The organism is Calothrix sp. CBUCES-K 9914, assembly GCF_059640475.1.
Genome location: NZ_JBXXZH010000084.1, coordinates 1 through 16733 on the forward strand (window position 1 = coordinate 1; position 16733 = coordinate 16733).

The following is a 16733-nucleotide window of genomic DNA, read 5'->3' on the forward strand; positions in this document are numbered from 1 at the left end:
AGGATTGCAGAAATATTGGCGTTGGATTTTAAAGCTATAGATACCGTAAATCGTAAGTTTCAGGTGATTGGAAAGCGAAATAAGAAACGATGGTGTTTTTACAGTGAGAATACTTCGGTTAGTCTAAATAATTACTTGAAATACTATAGGCACCAAAACGTAAGTGCATTATTTACTGCTCAACAACGATTTACCACGAAGGTTTCTCGATTGTCTTACGCAGCAGCTTATAAGTCTTTGGTTAAGCAAATTGATGGTATTCCAGAGTTAGAAGGCGTTTGCTTTCATCAACTCAGACACTGCTTTGGAAGTGAAAGAGTCGGTCTTATTAGTATCGATGAACTACGTGCGCTTATGGGTCATGAGGACATTCAAATGACTTTACGTTATTCAAAAATGACTTCTCGACGCGCGGAGGAAGTCGCACAACAGGCTTTTAATCAAATCCCAAATTATGGGTAATAAGTATATACTGTAAAATTAAAAAAGTTTAGGCTGTCATACTTTTGACAGCGTAACTATAAATAAGATAAAGAGAATTAATATTTCTCTTGACCAATGAAGTAAGGGTTATTAAATGTATAAATTATTGCTTGTTAGATACATATGAAGATAGATAGGTTAGAGTTGTTGCAGCGATATGAAAAAGGGGAGAGAAATTTTAGCTATACCGATTTGCGAGGTTTGGATTTAAGCGGGGTTAACCTTAGTCGAGTTAATTTTACCCGCGCTAGTATTGAAAACACGCTATGAAAGAGGGTCTAATTTAAGCAGAGTCTGCTTTGAACGTAACGAGATTAGAAACTGCGATTTTAATGGCGCCAATCTTCAAGATGCTTGCTTGGCTGAAGCGGGAATTTTCGACTCCGACCTCAGAGGCGCGAATTTGGATGAATTCCGTATGATTGAGGGAACTATCGAAGGATGCAACATGGAAGGGGCTAGTTTGAGAAATGCCAATTTGGGTTCTACCGGTGGCATATTTGATACTATTTTGCGGAATGCTAATCTAGAAGGTTGCTCTGGAGAGATTTCTATGGGTAATGTCGATTTAACTGGGGCTATTGGATTTAACCCAAGTCTTACTAGAGCCGGATATTCGGATTTGACCCTCCCTGACGGCAGATTCATTGCTGATTGGTTAATCGAAGAAATTTAACTGTGCGCTATATACTACTTGCAATCCTGGTCATCAATAAGAATTTGAAGTCAGCTAGCAGCCTTGATAATTTACGCCCTTTGAGAACAAAAAAACACAATTTTTAGTTGGCTGTAGTTATTGTATGATAAGGGTTTCAAGACTTTATAAAATTCCTTAGCGTACAATTTTCCCGTTTTGGCACGTTCTAGCCATTAGCCAAGGCACCTATTTCTGCTGCAAACTTATATGCTACAAAAAACTCTACAAGCGAACGGTGGGCTGGAGTATAATCACCATCAGCATTACGAATAAGCATGGTTTGACCCATCATATCAAAATGCCAATGGTCTAAATCCTTTTCTACAACATTAAACAAACTTCTAATTCGGTCAGGAAAAAACTTGTAATTTAAGCTCATTTGGTCAGTTGATAACATTTCCCACGAAAGTTCACATAGGAAATAAAGCTTATCAGCGAGAGAAGTGAATGTACGTTCGGATTTTATATCATGATGAATTTTATGTTTCACAGCATATAAATACACGCGCGACATATCCACAGGTTTACCTGCTTCAATATCTGGCAATGCCTCTAAAATTAACTCAGTCATTACCGGGCGCCGTGCCAAGTCTAACAACTGAGGGTTACTCATTACTTGTTCCACAGTTGTGGAAATGGCTTGATATAAAAGTACTTGCTTGATTTGTTCGTCGTTAAATTTTTCTAATTCTAAAACCTCGAACTGTGGTGTTTCTCCAGTTAAAAGAGCAGTAGACGCTTGTAACTCAGCACCTAACAGCGCGCGTCCTTCTTTGGCTTCGGGGAAATGTTCGCTACGACAAGTCAAAATAACTTTGGCGCCAGGAACAACAACTTTCGCTAACTCCCAGAAGTTGTTTATCATCTCTTGCCTGTTAACGCGCGCTGCCATTTTGCCCTAAGAGGGCACACTTCGTGAACATCAAAACCATCGAATATCAACAGCAGCTTCCCCATGCGGTTAAGTTGTTTAAACGCTGAATATCCAGGTAGAGGTATTTCATGCTTACGAAAGAAAAACTCTGAGAATAACGATTCCACACTTACAGCTTTGGCATAATCCCTCAATGGAATAACCAAAGGTAAACGGGGAAGTTCAACACCTCGCCTTTGAGCATCTTTATATCTTTGTAATGCTACCCAAGCATAGTGGAAAGCAAACCATGTTTTACCTGTACCAAATTCTCCTAGTACAGATATATGTTCTTTTACAGGGTCATCAAGCCAGCGGTCAATATATCCATCAATCCAACCGTCTTCTTCTTCGTAACGACTGACTGCTATTTGGCGCCCAGTTACAGAATCAATTTCTTCTTTACTACAAGCAAGCGGTACATATTTATTATCAATCTGGCGCCTGGTTATCTCTGCCTCTAACCATTCCAGATACCCGCTAAAATCGGCATCTTGGGCTAAAAGTTCATCAAAAGTGTAACATCCCAGGTGTTTATTTTCGTCTTTCTCAACTTCCGTGCGCGCAGCTCGTGATATACGACGTGCAGTTACTAACCATCCTTCATCCGCGCGCTCTCTTTCCACAGAAGAACGTATTGCTAGTACATTATTAACTTGTGCTTCTCCTGCAATACCTCGAATCAAAACACGGTCATAACGATTACGCCTTACTGGAATGTCAATTATCCACTCAAAAAAGTCCTGGCACCAAACCTCGTATTTCTCGAAACGATACCCTAATGTTTCAAACCAACCACGCATCTGTTGGGCAAGTGCCATTGCTTTACATTGCTCACGAGAAGGCGCCGTTTCTGTACTACCGGGTAAAGCTAGATTATCTTGAGAAAGAATTTGAGCGATTTCCGCGCGGATGCCCTCAAGTGTGGGAATTCTGTCAAGTTTTTGATTCAGTGTTGTGATTTGTTGACTGAGTAATACATCACTAGGGGTGCGACTGGTTTTTGCAACTTTGCTAAAGACTAAGTAAAATGCTGCTAACTCTCTGCGCGCGTCAATTCCTAAATTTCTGATGTCATTTATTAGAGCATGTGTATCAAGATAATTATTTGTTTTTGAGAGAATAATTGAAGGGTTGTTATTATCAAATGCTGTACGAAAAGCCTTTTTTATTTCTTCGTCACGGAATAATTCTAGAAATACCTGGGGTTTACCAATGCCGTATTCCACCAAGGCATAGGCGTATATCCCTGAAAAGTCTGATGGAGGGTGTTCTGGTGCCAAGTTGAATTTCTGTAATATTTTTATTACGGTTTCGTTACGTTGCAGCTTGTCCTTAAGGATAGGAGTAGCTATTCCACTTACAGTTTCAATTAAGGTTTTAAGGTCAATCACTGGCAACACGCTTTTTATATAAAATGATTTGAATCGTAATAATCATTCTGATATTAGCGTATAATTACTGAGGGAAGGCACAACAAATGTATCATGGCACCGAGATATCGCCTCAGAGGAGGCGAGAACAATCATACCTATAACAAAGAAATAATTAAAGAATTAATAGATACCTCTGTTTAAGTATTAAAGATTGGTATTGGTTAAAGTGGCACCAAGGGTAGTATTGAAAAACGTTACTGTTCTCGGCGCCTGTTTTATTCTTTATCCCAGGAGTCAATAATTTTTTGGCGGTCGAGTGGAGTTACCTCATTACCTCGGCTTTGGCAAAAATCAACCCACAATAACTCTGCTTCTACCCATTCATCGTCAGTTAAAGGCTTGCCGTTAGTAGTCAGTTCTAGAAACTTTATTCTTTTCTGATAACGGGGATGAGGAGACAATCTATAAAGTTCTAACATTCTGTGTTCGAGAAATAAATCAGTTATTCGATGATTTAATAACTCTAGTTCTGGGTCTTTTTCTTCATCTTCCGAATTATCTGATAAATATTCTAGCTCCTTGGAATAAGCAAATAAACCAGCTTCAATTTCTGCTTTAAAATAAGATTGTACGCAATCGTATAAACGAGGCGCCATTAATTCAAAGTCTTTACCATCCGAGCAAGGCGTACTTAGTTCTTCTAATGACATGTCTACCCATCTAGTTTTTTCTGGGGTGTAATAGTAGCTCAAAATCTCTGTACGCCAATGCCCTAGAATGCTTAATGTATCGCCATCCGCCAACGTACCCTCGTAAATTATCCGAAAATCAAGATTCTTGTCGCGGTAAAAATCATCACTTCGTTCTGGGTTGTCAATATCTTTACTTGTTAAGTCGTATTTTTCTATATAGTATCCGCAAGCTTCTATATTTAAAGTGTTGAGGCTATAGCTTGCATCTAACTTATATCGTCTATTGTAGAAATAACTTTCTATTATTTCGTTAATATCATCTAAAAATTCTGGTGTTATATTTAACTCAGTCATACTTAAGCCCTGATTAAAGTGATACAGCGCACGTCTGTATTAAGTTAAAATGTACAAGCGTTATTTAGACGAAACGTAAGGATGATTTTACATTCTTCATGTTGGTTGTTACTGGCGCCTGACATCTTTCTAATTGCGACAAGGAGCGACTTGTTAATTGATTATGGCGCCTTCTGGAAAACCGTTCCTCTTAAATTCATGCTCTAACATGTGGTCACTATCCAAGATGCCATAATATTTAAGCTTCTTGCCCATATCGAGTACAAACTCTCTATTAAATACCACACCGAAATATACGGCGCCGGGTAAGTTATCTTCCAAGGTGATATCAATTACATTATCTTCCTTATCTACTAACCAAGCGTGTGCAATCGCAATATTAATATCATCGTAGATAAAATATCCTTCGCAGTAGTTGTAATCTTCGTTAAACATTATTGCTTTGAAGCAGTTTTCGTAACAAGCTTTGGGCTTTGCTTTATGAGAAGTTAATTTTCTATTCGTAAAACCTCTTCCTGTTTCAAGGATAAGACGCTCAATGCTTTTATACTTGTAATCTAATCTTGAATTTAACAATCTATCTAGTAAATCAGCTTGTTGGTTAAGTTTTTCTAGTAACCGCGCTAATTTATTATCATTCATCTTTATCTTTCTTCAAATATTTAGCTGCTAATTGTTCATATAATTCAGTATTACGCCATTCAAGCATTTCAATTAAAGCGTAAAGGCGATTATACCAGTATTTACGGATATAATCTATTTCTCTACTAGCAAGATTTACAGCTACTTCTTCCTCTGGTGTAAGGGCGCCTGTAATCTTCTTCTCAGATGTGAGGTTGTTTGCTTTGTACATTTCCCGCGCGCATAAAGCAAATTCATCTTCTATAATAGCTTCAAAGCTGGATGCACATTCAAGCTGTCCAGTTGTCATAGAATCTTGTGATTTAAATATATTTAAATTATTTATCATCGATTTATCGTACTCTTCTAGTAGCTTTTTTCTTTTATCAATAGCCGCTTCTTTATTATAAGCTTCAGGCATTAATTCAATTTTTAGATAGCCTCCTTTAGTTTTAGCCTCCCAACGTTTATTATAGTTGTTAAAATTTTTCTCGGCACCTTTCATCGTTTTCCATCGTCTGCACCATTCAAAGTCTTTATTAGTATATGTGTAAGCTGTATCTGAATCATACGTATAAAACCAACCTAATGGTTCTCCATTTTTGTTATAGCAGCGGTATCCGTAATACATAATTATCCCTTCTTATAATAAGAAGAGTACCACGGTTTTATATTTTGCGGTTTTAGGTATGGCGCCAGTTCTCCATAAACTTCTTCATACCGTTCAACCAGCTCGCACAAATCCATTATCTCTGGTGTTGCGTCTGTAATCTCGTCACTAAGTAACAACTTCTTCGACTGCGTAGCTATAGATACTAGTAACTGTTGCTGTGTGTTCATGGTAGGGCGCCTGTTTTTAGTTAGCCTTTAAAGTAACACTTTTCATTACACGTTCTAAAAATAGCTTTCTATCAATAGCTTGAATTTCTAGAACATTTTTACCAATAGGATTATAATCATCTGGGATTTGAAAAAATTCGGAAGCCCAATAGCTCTGCTTTGTTTCTTGCTCATACTTGGCTACTTCATTATACGAGCCAATACAAATGTTTTTCAGTGTAAAGTAGAGTCTAGTTTTACCTTCTGCATTCGTCTCAAACATAATTACCTAATATCTAACTATTATTGTCAATGTTATTTTACACTAAGCGTAGGCACCATTGGTGTGAAGTCAAAGATTTACTTAATGACGCCTTTCTCAATTTTTAGTTTTCCTATTTTAAAAGAACAGTGCCTAACATCATTTTTTTACTTTTAAGGAATTAAAGAAAGATATTATCTCCGGAGTATCTAGACTTCCACTTGGGATACCTTCTCCTCCTGTGCTAACTGATATTTTATATAAAGTTGATTTGCGTGCATCAAAAAATATTCTTGTTTTGATTGCTCCATTCCATTTATTATCATAAATTATATATTCATGAGCATTGTATCCATTAAAAATAAATCTCTCTTTATATTCAAATCCTTCTACACCTGTATTATTATCTTCATAAAGAAAGTTAAATAGTTCATTAATTTCTTTTTTAGATAATTTTTTTAAATATTTATTAGTTATAACTGTGTAATAATACTTGTTGTCTGAGGTTCCATAGCTTACTCTTGTAGTAATAAATTTGTCTTTGTCGAAAATAGGTTTCTCAATTTCTTCTTTTGGCTCGCCAGGAAATAAGGCAGTATAGCTACCATCTTTGCTGGTGTACAAAAAGCTAGCTTTGTTGTCAACTCTATTATCATTTGAATTTGAAGAAGAAGCAGAATACTGTCCGGCGCCGCTGCTTACTATAAGTTTTGTTATTTCTGCTTGAGAGCTATTATCGAGTGTTTGCCCTTGTGCTGATGTACTAATAGCTATAAAAAAAGCACATAGCAAAAGCTTGTGGAGTAAAGCTAGATTATTATTCATTACATTTTACCCTTATTGATAATAGTTATCACAGTTTTGTTGAACTATATGTAGGGGTTTAAGTAGCAGGCGAACCCAAAACCGGGATAAGCTTGAAAGTCTTATTAGATAACGATTCTATCCAGAACGAATGTCATTAACGTTCTCTTATCATGAGTCACTACTCAACGACAAAATAAGGATTTCAGCTTCTCAACAGGCTTGTATTACTTATGTAATATCTCTTAACCCGGTTTTCTGCGCGAATGCTACTCATACCCCTAATTCTGCTTTAATTAACAATGTTGTGCGGGAGCAATACCCAATATGGGTACTAATGTTGATAGTAGAGGCTGGTACTTACGGCTTTGGATAGCTATAGGTGGTATGTTCGGTGCCACTATATGTTTGACACTCGCCACTGCAATTTGTGCTTATGCCCAAATTACCCGCGATGGCACTCTACCTAATAATTCCAGCGTTTCAAGGGAGGGTGGCACTTTTAATATTACTGGAGGAACACAAGCAGGCAGAAATTTATTTCACAGCTTTAGCGAGTTTTCTGTGCCTACTGGCGGCACTGCTTTCTTTAATAATGCTGCTGATATTCAGAACATCTTCAGTAGGGTAACGGGTGGGTCAGCTTCTAATATTGATGGCATACTCAAAACAAACGGCACAGCCAACCTGTTTTTGATCAATCCCAACGGGATTATTTTTGGACAAGGTGCAAAGCTGAATATTGGTGGCTCATTTCTGGCAAGTACAGCCAATGCGATTGGATTTGGCAATCAAGGTTTTTTTAGTGCTTCAAATCCAGAAAGTTCTTCATCATTGCTAACGGTCAATCCTTCTGCCTTGTTATTTAATCAAATCAAAACCGCATCTATCCAAAATAACTCAGTTGCTCCCTCCGGCTTAGATCCATCTTCTGAATTTACAGCAACGGGTTTGCGCGTACCAGATGGCAAGAGTTTGCTGTTGGTAGGCGGTAATATCAATATGGATGGTGGAGGATTGTATGCTTTTGGTGGGCGAGTGGAGTTAGGAGGTTTGGCGGCGCCTGGGAGTGTAAATATTTTGTTGGATGGGAATAATTTCAAGTTGGGATTTCCTGAGAATGTAGCACGTGGAAATGTATCACTAACAAATCAAGCATTTGTATATGTAGAAGGGGCTGATAATGGTAACATTGCAGTTAATGCCAGAAATTTAGATATATTGGAAAAAAGTGGTCTGTCTGCTGGTATTGCAGAAGGTTTGGGGATGCCTAAGACTGTTGCAGACAATATTAGCCTTCAAGCAACTGGAGAAATCAAAATTAATAGGAGTGTAATTAGTAATATAGTGCGCTCAGATTCAGAAGGAGATGGCGGAAATATTATTATTGGTGCCGATTCCTTCAAATTACAAGATGGCGCTCAACTTAATACCTCAACTTTTGGTTTCGGCAGCGGTGGTAATATCAATATCAATACTGGTGAACTTAGACTGCAAGATGGCGCTCAACTTAATACCTCAACTTTTGGACGAGGAAATGCCGGAAATGTGGTAGTACAGGTACTCGGTTCTGCTTCTTTTGCCGATGCTAGCATCCTCAGCACAGTGGAATCCCGGGGCGTGGGTAGCGGAGGTAATATCGATATTACTGCTGAAAGACTATCGATTATTGGTGCCAACGCTGGTTTGTTCGTCAACTCCACTAGTTCAGGAAATGCAGGTAACATTCAAATCAAATCCCCCAATATTACCTTAGATAAAGCAAGACTTCAAGCTAATTCTGCATCTGGCAACGGTGGCAACATTATCATCAACAGTAATTTAGTTTTACTAAGAAGAGGTGTCCAAATTTCTGCCACCGCAGGCACGGCACAAGTTGGTGGGAATGGTGGCAACATTATCATCAATGCTTTTGATGGCTCTATCGTTGCCATACTAAAAGAAAATAACATTATCGCTGCCAATGCCTTCACTGGTAACGGAGGTAATCTTATTATCATGGCACAAGCCATCTTTGGTATCGAACAAAGCCCCCAATCAACTCTTTCTTTTGACATACCCGTAAATTTAAATTTGCATGATGCATCAAGTCAAATTGTACAAGCTTGCACACTAGGAAGCAGGCAACGTGCAAGTTCGTTTGTCGTCACCGGACGAGGTGGTTTGGCACCAAGTCCGACTGAACCTTTACAAGATTTTGGTACCCCAGCACGGTGGGTACAATTGGAAGCAAAACCTTCTAAACCTTCCTCGGAACAAGTCCAAAACCAAGCAACACAAGTCTCAAGGACTCCTCAAGTTTCTGCTGCTCCAATTATTGTTGAAGCTTCGGGTTGGGTAACCGAGAAGAATGGAGATATTGTACTGGTGGCTACTGATAAGAATGTTTTCTCTCGTAGCTCTTGGCAAACACCTACCTCCTGCACTAGAGATTGAGCCGACGAGATAGCTGCATATTCGGAAATGAAGGCTGGAAACAGTTATCCTAGAGCGTCGGTCGAGTAGAAGTGGTTGACATAAAAATAGAATTATGTATGTCGCTATAATCAGCCATTATCGTTAGCTGCGACATCCCCGCTGTTTCCTTTCGACAAAGCCCGAACATGCCGAAACAGTAGTGCAAGTACAAGATATCTAGAATTAGGTGGTAACTTCAGATGCCTAGTATCTCAGTATGGCGCCCGGTTGGATGTTAGCAGTAATGGGGGTTTTTTGGTTACTATTTTAAAATTTAGGATTTTTGAGATAGTAACTTGTTTTTTTATGCGGCAGTAAAAACCAAATGCATAAGATAACACACTCAATCGTATATAAATACAAGAAATTTTGGAGGATGAAAAAAATGAGCAAATCATTATGGCTATTAGAGGTTAAGCCGAGATATGAACGAAAACGGAAATAGGAGCTGAAAACCCTTGATTTTCCGTTATCCATAATCGCATTGCGTACAATCAAGTATCAAATTATCAAACCTTTATACAGCAATCATTTGAGCGCCTTAATTTCCGAAAAAGCAGCTATCTCGGTTCAACCTCTATAAGTACGTGCCGAGTTAGGCACGTTTCAAATCTCTCAAGTTAATTTTGCCGTTCTAGGTTAATTTTTACGGCTTGTAAAGCATTACACAATCTATGGAGAAAACAATGAGTAACACAATCTCAAAGAAGTTTGTCATGAATAAAAAATGTTTGTTTGGTTTTCTAGCAACGCTAGGAATAATGCTTTCCGTTGTACCGATTGCTAAGGCTGAATATGTCGATGCGGTAGGGTGTTCTCCCACTGGGCAAGTATGCGACAAAACCGCTAATTATACTTTTGATGCGGATGGTAGCAGTTCTTATGTTCTTAGGATTAAAGCTCCTGCTAATCATTGCTCTGCTGTCAAATATACACTTAGCTGGGAAGATTCTACACGTAGTCGGACAGTTACTACTCGGTTTTTAAATCGTGAAGAAAGTGTAACAATCCCGATCGGTAGAAAATTCTCTGCTGGTCAGCAAGTAATTACGATTGCTGCTACAGGAAAAACAGGAGGTTGCAATAAGGGTGTTCTAGGTTCTTGGGGAGCAGAGATTACAGCAACTCCTCAATAAGGACTTTGGGTTCTTTCGTTCTTAGCGTGCTAATTTTTAATTACAGTCGATAGCTTTCCTTTAAAATCAAGGCTTACAGGTGCTTATAACCCAAATTTCTAACCAGGATACCTTCCTTGTAGTTAATAATGGCTGTAATATAAGCCTTATAAAAGTTTTAAGCTTATTTTTCAACTTTTTTAGCACGCTAAGTACGCAAGAGCCAGTTTTACCAGGAACATCGTCTGTATAGGGCTTATTGCGAGTGCAACGGTACATTTTCATGATTATTACTACGGTAATGATAACAAGAATTATATACCTATAACGATTATGCGGCTATACGCCTGTTAAACCTAAAAAATCGGCGACGTTTGGAATTGTCGTGCGCTTATAAATTAATAGAATCTTTTTTGCTTTATGATTTTGACTTACCAGAACGCAAGCAATCAGAAGACTTCTTATGTCATGATACAAGATAACTAGTTGTGACAGCTATAGCTTTGTGAATTATTGTTTAATATCGGAGTAAAACGAGATAATTAGGGGCGTATTGTCTAGTATTTGTATCCATCTTTTCGCGAAATCTTTTTAAATTCTGAACACTTGCCAGCGATACGAAGCTTGCCAGTACGTATTTCAAGCTTGTTTTCAGCTTGAACCACCACACGGCCTTTAAAAGTGCCAACATTCTTACCTTTAGTTTTGGTAATTATTGCTAAGTCTCCGGTTTCCCAACCATGCGAATATTAATGAAGTTGGCTGTTATATCGCTGTTTTCGTTGGGGACAGCGACGATAAAACTAGAATCGATATCAATGTTACCTCCGTCACCACCAAGTTGTCGAGTACCTGCGTTTGTGGAGATTTTGGCACCGCGCGCTTGTGTATTGCCGTTACCCCTACTCCGCAGAGCAGATACTAAGGGTACTTAATGCAATAAACAAGCCTTATTGACTCTTTTAAAACACACTCTAAGTATAATTTCCCATTTTTAGGTTTTGAAAATACTCTTGCTTAGTGGTAAAATACTTAGTAACTTCTACTTCAGTCAACCTTATAACCTTTGTTTCGGGTCGAATGGGCTGTAACAAAGTGTTTTGACTGCAATGAGAACTGCTTGCCTTTCTATACACGCATTCAGGGCTAATGCCGGGGAGACGAAAATAATCGCCTATTTGAGCTTCTTCAAAAGTCATAAAATTAAATACATTGAAAGACTCTAAAATTATAACTAAAACCCACATTCTGTCTTCTAGCTCTCTCGAATCACAATCATGCGTTGCCCTCGATGCCTTAAAAACATTCAAGAATCCGTTAATCAATGTCAATGTGGTTTTTCATTTAATCATGTTTCCGACGCGAGAATTACAAAATTGGTTTAATGAAGTTCAACAAGCATTAGAAACTGCTTACACAAGTGCATCAACACCGTGGCAACAGTCCGGGAAAAGTGGGACATTTGAGGACTGGGTGCGTCTTCGTTTAGCTAACTTATCACCAGTCAACAATTCAGCGACTTATCTGGATATTGGTTGTGCAAATGGGTATTTGCTAGAGTGTTTATTAGCTTGGGCAAAGCTCAAAGGTGTAGAAATTCTTCCATATGGCTTAGATTTTTCTGCCCAGTTTATTAACTTAGCCCAAAAGCGTCTTGCAAATTATGCCAGCAATTTTTATGTATGTAATGTATGGGATTGGCGCCCACGTGTAGCTAGTGTGATATACGAAAAGTTTCCGTATAATAAATAGTTATATCTAGTTATATTCGTCATATGGGCGATTCGATATAGGGAATTGAAAAAATTAATTGGTTTGAGATTAGGGGTAGAACGGTGATGCTTGATGAAGAAAAACTTGATTATTTCAAGTGGCAAATTCCAGATGGTTCTCGTGTACGTCTAACTTTACTTCAAAAAGATGATCTAGAGTTTTTGCACAAGTGGAAAAGCCAAGTTGATATTTCCTACCTAACTTCCAAAGCAATCCAGCCGATTTCTTTAGAAGAGCGGCAGCGACGATTGAAAGAGAAAATCCCCTCCATATTTGCAATCCGCCGAATCATAGACAATCGATTTATTGGAGAAATTAGCTTGTATGACCTCAATCCTAAAAATCGATCAGCAGCAGTTGGTTACTTTACTGGGGTAGAATATCGACAGCAAGGTTACACGAAAGAAGGCTTGTGGCTACTGCTCAACTATTTATTTAAAGTAGTTGGGTTGAATAAAGTAATGGCAGATACAGGTGCGTTTAATCAAGCCTCAATTGCTCTGCTCAAGTCTTTAAAATTCCAACAGGATGGGTGCCTTCGTCAGCACCAATTATTAGATGGTGTGCTGTATGACCAGTTACTCTTCAGCTTGTTGGCGCCCGAATGGAGGGAGCATACCGAAATACTATTTGCAAGTAAGTAGGTACAATTAAACCAAACTATGGTGATAATCCTGCGTTTGTTATTAAACTTATATCTATCAGTATTTCAGTTCTGGTAATATTATCGTCACACCGACATTGCCCTTGTTTGCAAGCCGAGTGATTTATAATTGCAAGCCCCTACAGCTACGTGTGTGCTGTATAAAAAATCAAACTAAAAGTAGCAAGAGTTTATCTCCAAAACCTAATTAGTAGTTATTTTTAGACGGCGCCAACATTATTAAAACAAGACTAATGTATTGGCAGGAGGTTTTACTATAAGCAACTTAGATTTATCGGCGCCTATTAATCATTAAATTAACTAAGTAGGTAGGCTCAAATAAACGGAACTATGTAACGAAATGTAAAAGTCCCAAAGTGCTTACGATTGCTGCGTTTCAGTCTGTTCAACTCCTAATAATATAGTTGTAAATTTTTCCGCCCACCTACTTACGTTTGACATGTAGCGACAGAAGCGCGCGCATTTGGTGTAGTTTTTGGAGCTAGGGCAATAAGCTCTAAACTCCCATCAATATTTTTTACCCAACCTTGTGCTTCTACAATTGGTGTTGTAGCGGTAATTGGTTTTGATCGGTTTAGGGTAGTGTTGTAAACAGCATTTGTGTTAAGTGTTATCCAACCTCCATTAACGACATCGCTTTCAAGTGGTTCAGTTATTGGATTTGGTGATAAACCTCCACGTCCAACCATAATAAATTTACCAACAGATGTTTTAGCTGTTAGCCCAGAGGGACATATTTGACCAATTTGATTGCTTGCATCTACAAATTTTTCTGGTAATTCGATTAATCCTTGTGCTGGTTTAACATCGGGTTCAGTAATAAAAATCTCTCCTTGAACACCACGTTGAGAACTTGCTGTAATATCGCTGGTTTCGTTTGATGGTACTGCGTGCGGTTCTATACCGAAAATACCTTGCGTGCGGATGAAAATATTACCCCCTCTACCAGTAAAAGCATCTGCTGTAATATCACTGTTCTCCGAAGGAACAGCGAGAATAAAACGAGAATCAATATTAATGTTACCTCCATCACCACCAAGTTGAGCTGTACCAGCCGTGGCAGAAATAAAGCTATTGCGGCGCAGTAATAAATCTTGCAATCTCAGTGAAATATTACCACCATTTCCTGAATTGGTTCCAGAAAAGATACCTCCCCGATTATCTAATTGTATAGAACGTGCATTAATTTCTAAACTACCCGCTCTCCCTGTTCCCAGGCTACCTACAGAAACCCTAGCGCCATTTTGAATCTTCAACTGTGGTGTATTCAATATCAAATTCCCAGATGCTTTTGCTCCTAAAGTCTGAGTTGTTAATCCGCTAAAAAACCGACCATTGGCTGATACACCCTCTAAATTAATTAAGTCTGAGGCATTAATTATCAGAGAACCTCCCTCGCCAAAGCCTTGTGTGCTGGCTTCTACAGCGGCTCCTGCTTGAACAATCAATTTTCCGGTGCTAATTGTTACGTTTCCCGCATTTCCAGTTCCATCTGTACCAGCAGTTATGGAACTAGTAGTGCCATCTGTTGCAGTGCCGATTAATGTAATTGCGCCTCCTAATGCTATGATACTCAAGTTTCCGCCTTGCCCCGCTCCTAAAGTAGCCGCAGAAATTTTAGCGCCATTTGTTAGTGTTAACAGTTTAGTTGTAACCGTTAAGTTACCCGCGTCTCCTGTTCCTCCTTTATTTACCTGGGCAAACAAACCACTAGAAAATCCACTTTTCGCTCTTCCACTTAAATCAACAGAGTCAGAAGCTGCTACTTCTAAATTTCCTCCTTTACCTTTACCAAATGTAGAAACAGATATCTGTGCCCCATTTTCGACGTTCAACCGTCGAGTATTAATCGCTATAATACCCCCATCTCCTGTTCCTTTAGTTTGTGAAGATAAACTGGTGACATTACCATCTGGTGATGCACCACTGAGTTCTACAGCATCTGAGGCATTAATAGTAACGGTTCCACCTTTACCTCCTCCAGCAGTTCGAGCCGCTAATCCTCCCCCTCCTTGAATACTAAGTTTGTTAGTGTTGATGGTAATGGCGCCTGCATCTCCAGCACCTGTAGATTGGTTTAATATAGCGCTAAATTCACCTGATGCTGAAACACCTAGAATATCTACACGTTCAGCGTTAATAGTCATGTTGCCGCCTCTACCCGTGCTTCTTGCACCTCCAAAGATGAATCCACCATCTTGTAGATTTAATTGCTTTGTGGAAATATTTAAATCTCCAGCTGCTCCAATTCCTTCTGTATCAGTGAAAATTCCACCATTATTTGTTATATCTACCGAATTTAAGGCGTTAATTGTTAGATTTCCACCACCACCAGAGCTAGTGCTAATGGTTCCAGTGGAGATTTGTGAATTATTACGCACAGATAAACGTCTAGTTTCAATGCTTACATTTCCACCAGAGCCACTTGAGCCAAGTTCAGCCTGAGAATACAAGTTGCCGTTATTTAGATCAACTTTATCGGAGGCACGAATAGCAATATTACCAGCTTTACCACTACCAAATGTCGATGCAGATAGAGCGGCGCCATCAGAAAGAGACAGTGTTGTTGCGGTGATGTTTATATTACCAGCATTACCCTTTGCTTTCGATAGTACCCGGTTAGCAACAACGCTATTAACAACATTTATATTATTTGTAGCATTTATTACAATATTTCCTGTAGTCCTAACTAACTTTAAACCCGGTTCGATTGCAGTAAATAAAATGCTTCGTTTCAAAATATCTAAATTCCGAGCATTAACTGTAATATTACCGCCTTCTGGTGATTGAACATATACACTTGCACCATTAGTTAGAAATACATTTGCTCTATCTATATTATTAGGAAAGTCACTGCTTATATTGTTGCTATCTACCTGAAGCCCTACAGTTCCAGGTGAGGCTAATCCTCCTAACTCCACTCTTCCACCAAAAGCGTTTAATTGTCCACCCTCCATGCTGACATTACCACCAATTAGCAGCAAGCTTTTACCATCTGTAACCTGCAAACCAACTGCATCAGAACCAGATTGGTTTTTACCAGCAGGCGCCACCGAATTATTTTGAATCCCAGCATTTGGATTAATCTGGTTAAAAAACAATGCCGAAGGATTCACTGTCAACACTTCTGGCGCCTCCGGGTTAGTCGCACTAAAATTACCTTGACTACCAAACTGCACACCATTAGCAGTTGTCCCTACAAACGAACCCCGCACATCTAAAGAAGCATTCCGACCAAATAAAATACCGTTGGGATTTATTAAAAATAAATTGGCGCCACCATCAACACCCAACGTTCCCAAAATATTCGACGCATTATTACCTGTAACGCGCGTCAATATATTTACTACTCCAGACGGATTGGCAAAATAAACTCCTTGCCCATCTTTAATATTAAACTCGTTAAAACTATGAAAGAGATTATTACCACGTTGGGCGCCACCATTAATCAAATCAGCACTGGCGCCATTAATTAATACATTTGGTGTAAGTTTAGAAGCTTCCGTCCCTAAAGTATTATCAGGTGTAAGCTGTGCATGAACTGAAGTACTACCAAGCGAGAGAAAGGCACACAGCAGAAGCGAGTGTACTAAACAAGAGTTCTTATTCATCGCACTTTACCCCAGATACACATAATATAGTCAATTTCTCTGTCCGCCATCAACACAGCAAGGCGCCATTTTATCCGCATGTTTTATTGTAG

The 16733-nt window shown here is 38.8% G+C and carries 14 protein-coding genes and 1 pseudogene; 7 read left to right on the plus strand and 8 right to left on the minus strand.

What is annotated here, in order from left to right; translation table 11 throughout:
- The 3 genes from AC2JBO_RS19580 to AC2JBO_RS19590 all read left to right on the plus strand — a co-directional run.
- Positions 1-462, plus strand: a 462-nt coding sequence (locus AC2JBO_RS19580) for a tyrosine-type recombinase/integrase (protein WP_496955325.1), incomplete at its 5' end; no start/stop codon positions are given.
- Between the two features lie 144 nt (positions 463-606).
- A complete protein-coding gene (locus AC2JBO_RS19585) occupies positions 607-753 on the plus strand; it encodes a pentapeptide repeat-containing protein (protein WP_496955326.1) in 147 nt (48 codons plus the stop codon).
- Positions 737-1159, plus strand: coding sequence for a pentapeptide repeat-containing protein (locus AC2JBO_RS19590; RefSeq protein ID WP_496955327.1), 423 nt, complete (start codon positions 737-739; stop codon positions 1157-1159). The genes AC2JBO_RS19585 and AC2JBO_RS19590 overlap by 17 nt, the downstream gene beginning before the upstream one ends.
- A gap of 196 nt (positions 1160-1355) precedes the next feature.
- Here AC2JBO_RS19590 and AC2JBO_RS19595 read toward each other — a convergent pair.
- The 7 genes and pseudogenes from AC2JBO_RS19595 to AC2JBO_RS19625 form a co-directional block, all read right to left on the minus strand.
- A pseudogene (locus AC2JBO_RS19595) lies at positions 1356-3496 on the minus strand (NACHT domain-containing protein); the annotation flags it as partial.
- Between the two features lie 248 nt (positions 3497-3744).
- Complete coding sequence (locus AC2JBO_RS19600) at positions 3745-4515, minus strand: hypothetical protein (RefSeq protein WP_496955328.1); 771 nt, start codon at positions 4513-4515, stop codon at positions 3745-3747.
- A gap of 153 nt (positions 4516-4668) precedes the next feature.
- Entirely contained in the window at positions 4669-5157 is a 489-nt protein-coding gene (locus AC2JBO_RS19605; protein ID WP_496955329.1) for a hypothetical protein, read from the minus strand.
- The gene (locus AC2JBO_RS19610; RefSeq protein WP_496955330.1) at positions 5150-5767 is read right to left on the minus strand and encodes a hypothetical protein; all 618 of its coding nucleotides are present in this window, start codon (positions 5765-5767) and stop codon (positions 5150-5152) included. Before AC2JBO_RS19610 ends, AC2JBO_RS19605 begins: the two co-directional genes overlap by 8 nt.
- A gap of 2 nt (positions 5768-5769) precedes the next feature.
- Positions 5770-5976 carry a hypothetical protein gene (locus AC2JBO_RS19615; RefSeq protein ID WP_496955331.1) on the minus strand — a complete coding sequence of 69 codons (207 nt, stop codon included), beginning with the start codon at positions 5974-5976 and terminating at the stop codon, positions 5770-5772.
- Between the two features lie 16 nt (positions 5977-5992).
- A complete protein-coding gene (locus AC2JBO_RS19620) occupies positions 5993-6238 on the minus strand; it encodes a hypothetical protein (RefSeq protein ID WP_496955332.1) in 246 nt (81 codons plus the stop codon).
- Positions 6239-6376: 138 nt separating this feature from the next.
- On the minus strand, positions 6377-7042 hold the full coding sequence (locus AC2JBO_RS19625; RefSeq protein ID WP_496955333.1) for a hypothetical protein: 666 nt from the start codon (positions 7040-7042) through the stop codon (positions 6377-6379).
- Between the two features lie 306 nt (positions 7043-7348).
- Between AC2JBO_RS19625 and AC2JBO_RS19630 the strand changes: the two genes are divergently transcribed.
- The 4 genes from AC2JBO_RS19630 (at position 7349) to AC2JBO_RS19645 (ending at position 13010) form a co-directional block, all read left to right on the plus strand.
- Positions 7349-9457, plus strand: a complete 2109-nt coding sequence (locus AC2JBO_RS19630; RefSeq protein ID WP_496955334.1) for a two-partner secretion domain-containing protein — start codon at positions 7349-7351, stop codon at positions 9455-9457.
- Positions 9458-10164: 707 nt separating this feature from the next.
- Positions 10165-10614 (plus strand): hypothetical protein, encoded by a 450-nt coding sequence (locus AC2JBO_RS19635; RefSeq protein WP_496955335.1) that lies wholly within the window; start codon positions 10165-10167, stop codon positions 10612-10614.
- Positions 10615-11943: 1329 nt separating this feature from the next.
- The gene (locus AC2JBO_RS19640) at positions 11944-12345 is read left to right on the plus strand and encodes a class I SAM-dependent methyltransferase (RefSeq protein ID WP_496955336.1); all 402 of its coding nucleotides are present in this window, start codon (positions 11944-11946) and stop codon (positions 12343-12345) included.
- Between the two features lie 86 nt (positions 12346-12431).
- On the plus strand, positions 12432-13010 hold the full coding sequence (locus AC2JBO_RS19645) for a GNAT family N-acetyltransferase (protein WP_496955337.1): 579 nt from the start codon (positions 12432-12434) through the stop codon (positions 13008-13010).
- 448 nt (positions 13011-13458) lie between these two features.
- Here AC2JBO_RS19645 and AC2JBO_RS19650 read toward each other — a convergent pair whose 3' ends face one another.
- The gene (locus tag AC2JBO_RS19650) at positions 13459-16641 is read right to left on the minus strand and encodes a two-partner secretion domain-containing protein (RefSeq protein ID WP_496955338.1); all 3183 of its coding nucleotides are present in this window, start codon (positions 16639-16641) and stop codon (positions 13459-13461) included.
- Positions 16642-16733: the final 92 nt, after the last annotated feature.

Coding starts and splice junctions, on each gene's coding strand:
- AC2JBO_RS19625 (WP_496955333.1), bottom strand. CDS start 7,042: ATGAATAATAATCTAGCTTTACTCCACAAGCTTTTGCTATGTGCTTTT.
- AC2JBO_RS19615 (WP_496955331.1), bottom strand. CDS start 5,976: ATGAACACACAGCAACAGTTACTAGTATCTATAGCTACGCAGTCGAAG.
- AC2JBO_RS19630 (WP_496955334.1), top strand. CDS start 7,349: ATGGGTACTAATGTTGATAGTAGAGGCTGGTACTTACGGCTTTGGATA.
- AC2JBO_RS19600 (WP_496955328.1), bottom strand. CDS start 4,515: ATGACTGAGTTAAATATAACACCAGAATTTTTAGATGATATTAACGAA.
- AC2JBO_RS19610 (WP_496955330.1), bottom strand. CDS start 5,767: ATGTATTACGGATACCGCTGCTATAACAAAAATGGAGAACCATTAGGT.
- AC2JBO_RS19585 (WP_496955326.1), top strand. CDS start 607: ATGAAGATAGATAGGTTAGAGTTGTTGCAGCGATATGAAAAAGGGGAG.
- AC2JBO_RS19605 (WP_496955329.1), bottom strand. CDS start 5,157: ATGAATGATAATAAATTAGCGCGGTTACTAGAAAAACTTAACCAACAA.
- AC2JBO_RS19650 (WP_496955338.1), bottom strand. CDS start 16,641: ATGAATAAGAACTCTTGTTTAGTACACTCGCTTCTGCTGTGTGCCTTT.
- AC2JBO_RS19645 (WP_496955337.1), top strand. CDS start 12,432: ATGCTTGATGAAGAAAAACTTGATTATTTCAAGTGGCAAATTCCAGAT.
- AC2JBO_RS19640 (WP_496955336.1), top strand. CDS start 11,944: ATGTTTCCGACGCGAGAATTACAAAATTGGTTTAATGAAGTTCAACAA.
- AC2JBO_RS19635 (WP_496955335.1), top strand. CDS start 10,165: ATGAGTAACACAATCTCAAAGAAGTTTGTCATGAATAAAAAATGTTTG.
- AC2JBO_RS19620 (WP_496955332.1), bottom strand. CDS start 6,238: ATGTTTGAGACGAATGCAGAAGGTAAAACTAGACTCTACTTTACACTG.